Source organism: Metabacillus indicus LMG 22858 (assembly GCF_000708755.2).
In the GTDB taxonomy this organism is placed as follows: domain Bacteria; phylum Bacillota; class Bacilli; order Bacillales; family Bacillaceae; genus Bacillus_P; species Bacillus_P indicus.
This window is the reverse complement of the sequence record NZ_JGVU02000006.1, coordinates 128,293-140,495: the sequence shown is the minus strand read 5'-3', so window position 1 is coordinate 140,495 and position 12,203 is coordinate 128,293. Positions and strand designations below refer to the sequence as shown.

The 12,203-nt window shown below is 43.8% G+C and carries 11 protein-coding genes; 6 read left to right on the top strand and 5 right to left on the bottom strand.

Features of this window, described 5'->3' with window-relative positions; translation table 11 throughout:
- Nucleotides 1-144 precede the first annotated feature (144 nt).
- On the top strand, nt 145-1,473 hold the full coding sequence (locus tag AZ46_RS15215) for a Na+/H+ antiporter family protein (protein ID WP_029284120.1): 1,329 nt from the start codon (nt 145-147) through the stop codon (nt 1,471-1,473).
- A gap of 38 nt (nt 1,474-1,511) precedes the next feature.
- Here the strand turns inward: AZ46_RS15215 and AZ46_RS21985 are convergent, their stop codons facing one another.
- Nucleotides 1,512-1,670, bottom strand: coding sequence for a hypothetical protein (locus AZ46_RS21985; RefSeq protein WP_158001665.1), 159 nt, complete (start codon nt 1,668-1,670; stop codon nt 1,512-1,514).
- A 185-nt stretch (nt 1,671-1,855) separates the two neighbouring features.
- On the opposite strand from AZ46_RS21985, the gene AZ46_RS15210 reads away from it, so the two are divergent.
- Nucleotides 1,856-2,389 (top strand): DUF6241 domain-containing protein, encoded by a 534-nt coding sequence (locus AZ46_RS15210; protein WP_029284118.1) that lies wholly within the window; start codon nt 1,856-1,858, stop codon nt 2,387-2,389.
- A gap of 148 nt (nt 2,390-2,537) precedes the next feature.
- On the opposite strand, the gene AZ46_RS15205 is transcribed toward AZ46_RS15210, so the two are convergent.
- Complete coding sequence (locus tag AZ46_RS15205) at nt 2,538-3,122, bottom strand: biotin transporter BioY (protein ID WP_029284116.1); 585 nt, start codon at nt 3,120-3,122, stop codon at nt 2,538-2,540.
- 104 nt (nt 3,123-3,226) lie between these two features.
- On the opposite strand from AZ46_RS15205, the gene AZ46_RS15200 reads away from it, so the two are divergent.
- Nucleotides 3,227-3,823: a sulfite oxidase-like oxidoreductase gene (locus tag AZ46_RS15200; RefSeq protein ID WP_029284115.1), complete on the top strand. Its 597-nt coding sequence runs from the start codon at nt 3,227-3,229 to the stop codon at nt 3,821-3,823.
- Nucleotides 3,824-3,938: 115 nt separating this feature from the next.
- Nucleotides 3,939-5,705 carry an ATP-binding protein gene (locus AZ46_RS21035; protein ID WP_029284113.1) on the top strand — a complete coding sequence of 589 codons (1,767 nt, stop codon included), beginning with the start codon at nt 3,939-3,941 and terminating at the stop codon, nt 5,703-5,705.
- Here the strand turns inward: AZ46_RS21035 and AZ46_RS15190 are convergent.
- Nucleotides 5,702-6,631: a DMT family transporter gene (locus tag AZ46_RS15190; RefSeq protein WP_029284111.1), complete on the bottom strand. Its 930-nt coding sequence runs from the start codon at nt 6,629-6,631 to the stop codon at nt 5,702-5,704. The two genes, AZ46_RS21035 and AZ46_RS15190, sit on opposite strands and share 4 nt — an antisense overlap.
- A gap of 147 nt (nt 6,632-6,778) precedes the next feature.
- Here AZ46_RS15190 and AZ46_RS15185 point away from each other — a divergent pair, with 147 nt between their 5' ends.
- Nucleotides 6,779-7,501 (top strand): DsbA family oxidoreductase, encoded by a 723-nt coding sequence (locus AZ46_RS15185; RefSeq protein ID WP_029284108.1) that lies wholly within the window; start codon nt 6,779-6,781, stop codon nt 7,499-7,501.
- Nucleotides 7,502-7,862: 361 nt separating this feature from the next.
- On the opposite strand, the gene ald is transcribed toward AZ46_RS15185, so the two are convergent.
- Together ald and AZ46_RS15175 are read right to left on the bottom strand one after the other, a co-directional pair.
- Entirely contained in the window at nt 7,863-8,993 is a 1,131-nt protein-coding gene (gene ald / locus AZ46_RS15180) for an alanine dehydrogenase (protein WP_029284106.1), read from the bottom strand.
- Between the two features lie 140 nt (nt 8,994-9,133).
- Entirely contained in the window at nt 9,134-10,363 is a 1,230-nt protein-coding gene (locus AZ46_RS15175) for a PucR family transcriptional regulator (protein ID WP_029284104.1), read from the bottom strand.
- 280 nt (nt 10,364-10,643) lie between these two features.
- Between AZ46_RS15175 and AZ46_RS15170 the strand changes: the two genes are divergently transcribed.
- Nucleotides 10,644-12,047: an alanine/glycine:cation symporter family protein gene (locus tag AZ46_RS15170; RefSeq protein ID WP_035319416.1), complete on the top strand. Its 1,404-nt coding sequence runs from the start codon at nt 10,644-10,646 to the stop codon at nt 12,045-12,047.
- Nucleotides 12,048-12,203 lie beyond the last annotated feature (156 nt).

Below are 12,203 nucleotides of genomic sequence, written 5' to 3'. Positions count from 1 at the left end.
CCACACCTCTAAATCCTTTAGTCTGCTAATATAATAAAATTTTAACATTGACATGAAAAAAGAAAATGTGTTATTTTATCTCTATTGAATTTATTTCTCTAATACATTACCAAACTAAAGCAAAAGATTTCGGAGGTTTTATAGATGAATGCAGTGATTTTGGCTGTCGTTGTGATGCTGATTTTGAGCCTGCTGCGGGTAAATGTTGTTTTTGCCCTTGTGACTGGAGCTCTTGTCGGCGGATTGACAGGCGGTCTTGATTTAAAAGCAACAATTGAAACATTTACGGGCGGTCTTGGCAGCAATGCAACAGTTGCCCTGAGCTATGCTTTGCTCGGTGCGTTTGCTGTCGCTCTTTCAAAAACGGGATTGCCTGATGCAATGGTTGACGGAGCGATTAAACTGGTCGGCAAAGAAGGAGAAGAGAGAAAGAAATCTCTATCTAAAGTACTTATCCTTTTCGTAATCCTGACTATTTCAATCTTTTCACAAAACGTGGTGCCGGTTCATATCGCGTTTATCCCTGTTTTAATTCCGCCGCTGCTTAAGGTTCTTAATCAGCTGGAAATAGACCGCCGCTTAATTGCAGTAGTCATTGCTTTTGGACTGATTACACCTTATATGCTGCTTCCAGTGGGATTCGGCGCCATTTTCCATGATATTCTTCAAAAGAATATGGCATCAGGCGGACTTGAGGTAAGTCTGAAAGATATCCCTCAGGCTATGCTGATTCCATCTGCAGGTATGGTCATTGGTTTAGCCGCTGCTTTTTTCACATACAGAAAAAAACGGATCTATCAAACGAAGAATGTTGCCGGACAGCAAACGGCCTTTTACACGAAAAAAAGCGTTGGATTTGCAGTGCTTGCAATTGCCGTTTCGTTATCCGTCCAATTGATCCTGTCTCAAAAACTTGAGGTAGAGGGAATGATCTTCGGTGCGCTTGCCGGAATCATCGTCCTTTATGCCACAGGCTCGATGAAGTGGAATGAAGCGGATGAACTGCTGACAACGGGCATGAGAATGATGGCATTTATCGGATTTGTCATGCTTTCTGCTGGAGGATTTGCAGCTGTTATGCAGGAAACGGGGCATATTGAAACTCTTGTAAAAACGTCAGCTGATCTCATTAACGGAAACCAGGCACTTGCTGCATTGCTGATGCTTCTCGTCGGTTTGCTTGTAACTATGGGGATCGGATCTTCGTTCTCAACTGTTCCGATTATCGCTACCATTTTTGTCCCGCTATGTCTCGAACTTGGTTTCAGCCCAATGGCGACAATCGCCTTAGTTGGAACCGCCGGTGCATTAGGGGATGCAGGTTCTCCGGCATCTGACAGTACGCTTGGACCAACATCAGGTTTGAATGCCGACGGTGAGCATAACCATATTTGGGATACGGTCGTACCTACTTTCCTTCACTATAATATCCCGCTGATTATTTTCGGCTGGATCGCCGCAATGGTTTTATAAACATGAAAAAGCCTCCTGCTCTTGCAGGAGGCTTTTGGCTATTTTACAGGTAAGTTGTTTATCCGCTGAACAAGCTCTTCGTCATCCATTTCAAGAATGACTTCTTCGAGCTCAGGCTTTTCGGCAGCCAGTTTGTTTTCATATGTTTCGCGCTCAAGCTCGCTTAAAAAGTAGCGCTTCATTTGAATTACGGTCATGACGTTCACCTCTTTCATGAGATTTCATATTTAGGATTTTCCAAAACAGGAATCTTTTATACATGAAATCTATGATACTGTAAGATTTTATCGAATTTTGTCTAGTTGTGCAAGGATTGAATCTGAAGCAGGAGATAGAAGAAGAGAAATCGAACTAGACAAGAAAAAATGAGAGGGGTGCTGTCATGAAGTGGACGAAGCAGAAGCGGATTTTTGCGGGCGTTCTTTTCATTGTTCTTGTGTGCGGAGGAGCGGCGGCTTATGTTTTTACCGATTTGAATCCAACACCTGTGCAGAGTGCTGAACAGGTAGACAGCAAGATCGATAAACATGCAGACAAGCTTGCAAAAGTGGACTTGAGCAGCAATCCGTTTCCGGTCGGCAGCGAAACGGTAACAGAAGATCAAATTCAGAAGTACCTGCACGGAATGTCCCACCAGAAGGTTGAGGCAAAAGATAAATGGATCCATTTTGAAATAACCGAAGAAAGGATTCTCTATTTAATGAAGCAGATTGAAAGCAACAGATCTGCGTTCGGACATGCCGATCTGTATCTTGACATTTTAAGCAGATGGCTGGAAGGAGATTACTCAAAAGCGGACCGGGACCATAATGCAGTGTGGAATCTTCAGGGAGGGACAATCGGAAAAGCGACCGGTGTGCTGTCGGAGGCTGAAGAGGCTCAGTATTTGGAGGAGAATAAGGAAGATAAGAAATGAAAAGGCGCGGACACTAGAATACGAAAGAAAAAGAACGCCTTGGCGTTCTTTTTTCGTTCATATTGCAGCCATTGAGAGCAGAGATTTATACAATATCAAACCTGGAGATTAGTTCTCCAAGTTTTTTACAATGACTCATAATCAAACATTACGCTGCACGGTGTCTCCCAGTCTTTGCTCCTCTATGAACAGCATGATAAATTCTTGGTGCAATGAGCGCTCCGATTGCCGTGAAAATGACGTCTTTGACCATAAACCATGTCATGACCGCCCATGCACCTGCATAGCTCATATCCACATTAAGCCAGTAGTTAAGAGCTGCATACATATAGGTTGTTCCGATTAGATAAATAAGTACGATGCCTGCAAACGATGATAAAAAGAATACACCCAATCCAGGTTTTTTGCTTGCTTCAACAATTTTCCCCGCTGCATATGCCGCCGCAATATAGGAGAGAATAAATCCGCCTGTGCTGCCGAAAATCACGCCGATGCCGCCGCTGAACTGGGCAAATACAGGTGCACCTGCAATGCCGATAAGCGCATAGACAATCATAGATAATGCGCCAAGCCTGCTGCCGAGGAGCAAACCTGCTAAAATACAGAAAAAGGGCTGCATCGATAATGGCACGGTTCCCACAGTCAAAAAGGAAGTAAGGTTTGCGCCGATTGCCATCAGCGCTGCAAACATCCCGACAAGCGCCAGATCATAAGCTTTTAATTTTGTTTTCATGTTCTCATCCCCCATAGATGCTATGTATGTTCCATTAAAGAGTAACTGAAAACGCATAAATATGTCAACTTCATTTTTAAAAGGTTAACAAAGGAGGTCTCCCGGTGTATTTTGGCAAGGCAAGATCGAAAGGCGACCCGGACAGAGTGCCGCCAAATCAGCATGTTACAACAACATTTCCTGTCCTGCATGCAGGGAATGTACCGTATTATGAGGACATCAGCAAATGGGATCTTCAGATTTTCGGACTGGTCAAACAGCCGAAGCAGTTTACATATGAAGAGCTCAAGAGCTTGCCTCAGTCAGAACAGGGAAACGATATTCACTGCGTAACGGGCTGGTCAAAGCTTGATAATGTCTGGAAAGGAATTCGGATGGGTGAACTTGTTAAAGCCTGTGGCCTGCTTGAGAACGCGAAATACTGTATCCTCCATGCCGAAGAAGGATGGACCACAAACCTTCCAATTGAAGACTTCCTGAAAGAAACGAGTCTGCTTGCCCACTCCCATAACGGAGAACCGCTTACACCTGAGCACGGCTATCCGTTCAGGGCCGTTTTTCCTCACCTGTATTTTTGGAAAAGCGCCAAGTGGCTGCGCGCTATTCAGTTTACAGAGCACAATCACCCTGGATTTTGGGAGAAGAACGGGTATCACATGTACGGAGATCCATGGAAAGAGGAAAGGTTTACATGGGACTGAAAAAGCACCTGCTGCAGGTGCTTTTTGTTTTCTTAAAATAAATTGAATGCGCGCACCGGCAGATTATCGTCTATAATGAGGATGCTTACACAATTAAACCGGAGTGAACGCCAGTATGTATTTCACAATTCTTGGACTCGTGTCCCTCATCCCGATGCTTCTTGGGATGATTATTTATATAAATGAAAAAACCATTCTCTCAAAGGCGATTGTATCCTTTTTAATGATGCTGTTTATCTGGCAGATAGATGTTGCGGTCCTGTACGGAACGGATTTGTTTTCAGCCGGAACAGCCGAATGGTTATTTAAAATAGGGCGCTTTGGCTCCATTTTTATCCTGCCGGTGGTTTTTTATTACATGTACCTGCTTTTAAAAGACGAGAACTTTGTTTCTGAAAAAAACTGGTTCAGGATCGTTAACATAAAAACGTTCCGTATTTTTATGCTTTGGAGCACCCTTGTTTTTACTGTTAATCTTACGTCTTATGGAATCTCAGGCATGAGAATGATTCAGGATGATTTTTTCCCTGACCACTACTATCCTGTGTTCGGAGGATTGAACTGGACGTATTACCTGAACATTGCGGCCGTTTTTTTCACCATTCTCCTGCTGATCAGAGTTTCGATGCAGCTTGCTGACAGAGACGTGCGTTTCTTCAGCATCTTTTTCTGCACGTCGATCTTGTTCGTTTTCATAAATGGGGTGCTTGCGGGCTATCATGTTCTTCCCTTATTTTTATCAAGTTTTGGTTCAGTTCTCTCGACGCTGATCATTTTTATGGCGTATTTTGTCATGCATTCTAGGCGGATTCAGAGGATGAACCGGAATCTGAACGATCAGAAAGACTTTCTAATAAAAGTGATGGATTTGAATCCAAGCTATATTTATGTGAAAAATCAGCAATTGAAGTTTGTTTTGGCAAATAAAGCGATGTCTGAGCTTTACGGCAGGGAAGTAAGTGATTTGATTGGAAAAGAAGATTCCGATTTAAATGACCAGCCGGATCAAATAAAAAAAATCCGGGATGAGGAGCTTCGCATCCTGTCATGGGAAACCGAAAAATGGGCAGAGCCTGAGCTTGCCATTGATTCGACCGGAGGCACAAGATGGATCGAAGTCACGAAAATACCGGTCAGGCTGGAAGGCGAAACGTACATACTCTGCATAGGGAACGATGTTACGCAAAAGAAGCGGGAAGCTGAACTGATTTTAAAGTCAGAAAAGATGAGTGTTGTAGGAGAACTTGCAGCAAGCATTGCCCATGAAATCCGCAATCCCCTGACTTCTATTAAAGGGTTCGTCCAGATTCTTCAGGAGGATGAGAGTCTTCGTGCGAGGCGGGATCACTTGAGGGTCATGTCAGAAGAGATCGACAGAATCAACGAAGTAGTCGGAGAGCTGCTGCTGATTGCAAAGCCGCAAATGCAGACGATGAGTTCTGTTGAAATGAAAACGGTGATTGAAGATGTCATGACGCTCATGACAGGCAGTGCGGAAACAAGGGATATCCGCTTTAAGCTTGCGGCTTCTGAACCTTTCTGGATACAAGGCTACAAAAATCATTTAAAACAAGTGTTTATTAATCTGATTAAAAATGCAATCGAATCCATGCCGGACGGAGGCACAGTCGCCGCATCTGTTAAAAGACTTCCTGACGGACGGATTCAAATTTCAATAGCAGACGATGGAACCGGTTTAAGCAGAGCACGGCTCGAAAAGCTTGGGGAACCTTTTTATACAACCAAGGAGAAGGGCACAGGGCTCGGGCTGACAGTCTGCTATAAGATTATCAGGGAAGAGCATCAGGGAGACATTCAGTTTGAAAGTGAGGAAGGGCAGGGAACCGTGGTTCATGTTACCCTTCCGGAAAAACAGGATTAAAGGCTGCGGCTTTTTGATCCTGTTTTTTTAGTGGCATTCGTGCCGATTACTCCTGCAATAATGAGAAAAGCGCCAATCCAATGGTAAAGATAAATCGTTTCGTTCAGCACAATTGCCCCGGCTGCAATGGAAATAACAGTAGACAGATTTGCAAATACACTCATTTGAGAAGCAGGCAGCTTTGAAAGAATATAGTTAGACAGAAAAGAGGTCAAAAGAGTAGCAAAAACCCCTAAAAAGCATGTATAGAGCAAGAACGGAACATTTGTCCATAGGGATGTATAAGTCATCAAATCACCCGCTGCGGCATGCTGAATAATGGCATAGGCATTAAAAAAGACAAAGCCGAACGTAACCATAATAAAGCTCAGCTGCAGGGGAGAATAAGAGACTGAAAGAAACCTTGCCAGCACCGTATAGCCTGCAATGGAAAGACAGGCTATAAAAAGCAGCAGATAGCCGAGATAGCTGCCCGTTTGAATGCTCGCGCCTTTCATAAAAAAAATGGAGACAACCCCGGCAATGGACATGAAAATAAACAGCACCTGCACGAGGTTTGTTCGTTCTTTTAAAAATAAAGCAGCAAGAAGAGCAGTCAAAATTGGAGCAAACGCCATCAGAATACCGCCTTCAGCAGATGTGGTATAAAGAAGGCCAAAAGCCTGAAAACTAAAAAACATAGTTGGGTAAAACAGGGCAAGAAGCAATAAATAGCCAAGGGCTTTTTTGCTTTTGATTGCCGGAAGCTTCACTTTAAAAATAATCTTGATCAGGATAAGAACAATAAAACCAAGGGTGAAACGGTAGGACAGCGTATCGGACGGGGAGGCATCCTCGAGCGCAAGCTTTGTAAACAGGAAGGTCAGACCCACAATGGAGGCATTCAGGATTGCCGCCAAATAAGGCAGGAGCATTTTTTTATTCATCTTTTGCACCCCTTTCATTCTTCACCATACCATGTTTTCGGGCAGTTTGGGTAAGATATCCAATGGGAGATTAAAGTCAATGCTTCAGTTCTGCTCTTTTATAATGATTATGCTACGATAGAACTATCTTTGAAATGAGGTGCTGTGATGAAAATTGAGATTTGGTCTGACTACGTCTGCCCATTCTGCTATATAGGGAAAAGAAGGCTGGAAGAGGCACTTGAGTCTTTTCCGCATAAAGAACACGTGGATGTCGAGTTTAAAGCATTCGAACTTGATCCGAATACTCCGCTGAAAACGGAGCAGACGATTCATGAACAGCTTGCTGCCAAGTACGGGATGACGGTTGAACAGGCAAAAGAGGCAAGCGCCAATGTTGCCCTTCAGGCAAAAAGTGCCGGTCTTGATTTCCGGTTTGACAATATGAAGCCGTCAAACACGTTTGACGCCCACCGCCTGGCAAAGTACGCTGCTTCAGAAGGCAAAGAGAAAATGATATCAGAGAAGCTGCTCCAAGCTTACTTCACGGACTCAAAAGACATTTCCGACCACGGAGTGCTCGCAGATCTCGCCGAAGCATCAGGTATGGAGCGGGAGAAAGTTCTTGAAATCCTGGGCGATAAAGATGCTTTTGGCGGTGAAGTCCGCGGAGATGAAGCGGCTGCGCGCCAGTACGGCATCAGCGGGGTCCCGTATTTTATCATCAACAATAAGTATGCGATTTCAGGTGCTCAGCGAACAGAAACCTTCTCAGGCGCCCTTGCAAAGGTGTGGGCAGAAGAACAGGCTGCTTCAAAGCTGCAGGACCTCTCCGGCGGAGAAGGCGATGTATGCGGCGATGACGGCTGTGACATTGCAGGAGAAAAATAAGCGGTGGACGACTCGTGTTAGAAGCGGGTCGTTTTTTAATGCAAAAAAGAAAATGCATCCTTATAAAAACGGGATGCGGAAACATGGGGTATCAAAAAGAGAGAATGCATCCTTATAAAAATGGGATGCGGAAATATGGGTACTAAAATGGAAGAATGAATCCTTGTAAAAATGGATGCCGGAAATATGGGGTATCAAAACCCGAAAATGCTGCCCTATATAAAAGGGGTGCGGAAATATCGGGTATCAAAAAGAGAAAATGCATCCCTATAAAAACAGACACCAAAAATACAGGATACTAATGCATTGCCGAATTCATAGAACCCAAAAAAACCGGCCTAAAAGGCCGGTTTCATCTTTATCAATTAACAGCGATCTCTTTATCAAGAGCTACATCAACTGGTACATAAGTGTAGCCAAGGTCGCGTGCTACGGCTTCATACGTGATGTCGCCTTTTGCTGCGTTTACGCCGGCTTTCAAAGCTGCGTTTTCGGCAATCGCTTTGTTGACGCCTTTGTTTGCAATTTGCAGGGCGTAAGGCACGGTTACGTTTGTAAGAGCGAGCGTAGATGTTCTTGGAACAGCTCCTGGCATGTTGGCAACTGCATAGTGCACAACACCGTGTTTAACGTATGTTGGATTGTCATGAGTTGTAATGTGGTCAACAGTTTCTACGATACCGCCCTGGTCGATGGCAACGTCAACGATGACTGAGCCTGGTTTCATGGATTGAACCATCGCTTCAGATACTAGAGTAGGAGCTTTTGCACCCGGAATCAGCACCGCGCAGATTAATAGATCAGCTTCTGCAACTGCGTTTGCGATGTTCACAGGGTTTGACATCAAGGTTTTGATCTGGTTACCGAAGATGTCGTCAAGTTCACGCAGTCTGTCTGCGCTAAGGTCGATGATTGTTACGTCTGCTCCAAGGCCGATTGCCATTTTCGCAGCGTTTGTTCCTACAACACCGCCGCCGATGATTGTTACTTTTCCACGGCTTACGCCAGGGACGCCCGCAAGCAGAATGCCTTTTCCGCCTTTAGGTTTTTCAAGGAACTGTGCACCGATTTGTGCAGCCATGCGGCCAGCCACTTCACTCATTGGTGTAAGCAGAGGCAATGTGCGTCCGGCAGACACCGTTTCGTACGCAATAGCAGTAACCCCTTTGTTTTTAAGCGCTTCTGCAAGAGCAGGCTCAGCAGCTAAATGCAAGTATGTGAAAAGAATTAGTCCTTCGCGGAAGAAGCCGTATTCAGATGGCAGAGGCTCTTTTACTTTCATCACCATTTCAGCAGCCCAGACGTCTTTCACGTCTTCTGCAATGACTGCACCGGCAGCAGCATAATCTTCATTAGTGAAACCGCTTCCAATTCCAGCGTCCTTTTGTACAATCACTTTATGTCCAGCAGCTGCAAATTGTGTAACCCCGCCAGGAGTTAACGCTACTCGGTTTTCGTTGTTTTTAATTTCTCCGGGAACTCCAATAATCATTGAAATCCTTCCTCCTTTTGAAGAAGCCTTAAACTGGCTTTTCTCTCAAATGTGTTGATTTCCTGACATCAGTATAAAGCGTTTTCTCACACATTTGTTTGTTTAAAAAAGAGAAAGGATTTCGGATCATTTGTGAAATTTCACAAATTCATTTTATCGAGCTTCAGGCTGAGATAAATCGTGATTTTCTGATTTGGATTCCGCAGATCAAGCTCTGCGATTTGAGAGATCCGCTTCATTCTGTAGCCAAGTGTATTGACATGAACATTCAAGGCTTTTGCAGCTTCATTCACATTGCTGTCTTTATCTAAATAAGTTTCAAGCGTCTCAACCAGATCCGTGTGATGAACCTGATCATATTCCTTCAGCCTTCTCAGTGAATAGTGAACAAACCCTTCTTTTTGCTGTTTTTCATGAAGCAGATCTAAATACTGATAGATGCCAAGCTCTGAAAAACTGTTCAAGCCGTCTGTTTCTTCAGTAAACCGCTTTTTTATGTTTTGGACAGAAAGAGCCTCTTTGTAGCTGAGTTCAATTTGATCAATTTCGCGGTAAATGCTTCCGATTGCTGCTTTCACACGGTCAATTTTAAACCGTTCTTTCAGCTGAAGAATGGTCCAGTCGACAAACTGCTTGATGTCATAGAGGGGCTGATCGCTTTTTGGCGAAAGCAAGACAATCAGCTCGTTCTGATCAAGAGTAGAAAGCAGCACGTGTACTTGCTGTGTCGTCTGCAGCAGATAGTTGATCTGTTTTTCAGTCGGCTCTTTGATCTCCTCGCTGAAGCGGAAAAGAACGACAGAATGCTGGGAAGGAGGCGTGACGCCAATTTCATGAAAGCCATTAAGGATCTCCTCTTTTTGCTGAATATGCCCAGTCAGCAGCTTCCAGAAAAATTCCTGGTTTCTTTCTTCTTTTTTGGATGTGCGGTTATGGAAATTCAGCAGCTTCCCTTTTACAACCTGGGCTGCCTTTTTTAAGAGTCCGAGTTCTTCGTCCGTAAGCTTTTTATCAATTTCAAGGGCCCAAATAAAGCCAAGCACTTCTTCGTTTTTCCAGATGGAAATGGCAATCCGGTTCCCGAGTCCTACTTCATCAATGTTTTTAACACGGATTGGGTCATCTGTCTGGAGGAGCATAGGGATCGTGCCGTCCTTCCAGAGGCTGTTGATGACCTTCTCCGGAACCCGTCTGCCGATAATGGTGGAAATCCGGGCCTGGTCTGTGCAGTCATCATGTGTACTGTAGGCTAAAAGCCTGTGGTTCACATCTTCTATAGTAATAGGACACTGCAGAACTTCACTGATGCGGTCTGCTACATCTTCAAGTCTGTCTGAATGGTGGTGAAAAGGATCTATTGAACGGTTCATCTGAAAATCACCTGCTTTTTACGTTTATAAATATTACAATGAAATATTATTCTATCTTATCTTTCTGAAGGGTTTATTTTAAGCGAAAAAAATTGGTACTTTTTTAATTTTGACAACGGGGACCCTTATGGATATTATGTAACTAGCCTTTGTAAAAATCAACAAAAAGGATGTACTTGTTTTATGGAATTCAACAATTACATAGTAGTATCTTAAAATTTATTATAGTGATATGGTGTGAAAGCGTTAACAAAATGACACAGCACAGGGGTGACAGCACATGATGGATATACTTTCAAAGATTAACGGGATCCTTTGGGGAACTCCAAGTTTGATTCTATTATTTGGGACAGGTTTATTTCTAACATTTGTTTTAAAAGGTTTGCAGTTTAGAAGACTGATTTATGCGTTTCAGCTGGGCTTTTCAAAAAAACACCAGGAAGATGACAGTGCTGAAGGTGACGTGAGCAACTTTAAAGCACTCATGACGGCACTTGCTGCCACAATCGGAAACGGAAACATAGCGGGGGTTGCAACAGCGATTACGCTTGGAGGACCTGGTGCGATTTTCTGGATGTGGATTGTCGGACTGCTTGGCATGGCAACGAAGTATTCAGAGGCCCTGCTGGCCATGAAATACCGGGTTAAAAATGAGAACGGAGAATATTCTGGCGGACCGATGTATTATGTAGAAAAAGGTCTGGGGAAAAAGTGGAAATTCCTTGCGCTTGCATTTGCCCTTTTCGGAGCATTCGCCGCACTTGGAATTGGAAACAGTGTGCAATCCAATACGATTGCACAGGTCATGGATGACAGCTTTGGAATAGGCGGGCTGACAACAGGTATTGTTCTTGCCGTTCTGACAAGCCTGATTATTTTCGGCGGTATTCAGAGAATCAGTACAGTTGCGAGTTTCTTTGTTCCAATCATGGCTTTTCTGTACATCGGAGGAGCACTGATGATTCTTGCTGTGAATTACGATCAGATTCTTCCTGCTTTCGGAACCATTTTCCACTATGCGTTTAATCCTGTTGCGGCTGCCGGCGGATTTGTCGGAGTTGCAGTGGTTGAAGCGATTCGAAGCGGAGTTTCAAGAGGGATTTTTTCAAACGAAGCAGGTCTTGGGACTGCCGCATTGATTGCCGGAAATGCTAAAGCAGATCATCCGGTTAAGCAGGCGCTTGTGGCAATGACCGGTACATTTATCGTAACAATCATTGTTTGTACAATGACTGGTCTGGTACTTGTCATTACAGGTTTCTGGGATCCTACAGGCGGTTTGATTTCAGGCGTGGAACACAATGCTGCGCTTGACGGGGGAGCGCTGACATCAGCTGCTTTTGCATCTGCTCTTGGGGCAATCGGTGAATATATCGTGGCATTCTCCGTTATATTCTTTGGATTCTCAACGATCGTCGGCTGGTATGTCTACGGTGAAAAATGCTTTGAGTACCTGGTGGGCACAAAGGGAATTCTTGGCTACAGGCTGATCTACATTTTTGCCTGCGGGTACGGTGCTGTCGCACAGCTTACTGTTGTATGGGCATTTGCTGACATGGCGAATGCGCTTATGATGATTCCAAACTTAATTGCCTTAATCTTACTATGGAAAGTAATCGTAAATGAAACAAATGATTATTTTGAAAATCACTATAAAATGGCAGAATACAAGAAAGCCAGTTAAGAAGAGAAACGCGGACCCTGATGTCCGCGTTTTTTTAGGTCAATTTGTTCATTCATTTGAAAAAAACAGGTAAAAATTATTTACATTGTGTAAATGAATTGTAGTTTTTTTGCAAATCATCTGTAAATTCCTTAATATTTGACAAAAAAGTGATAT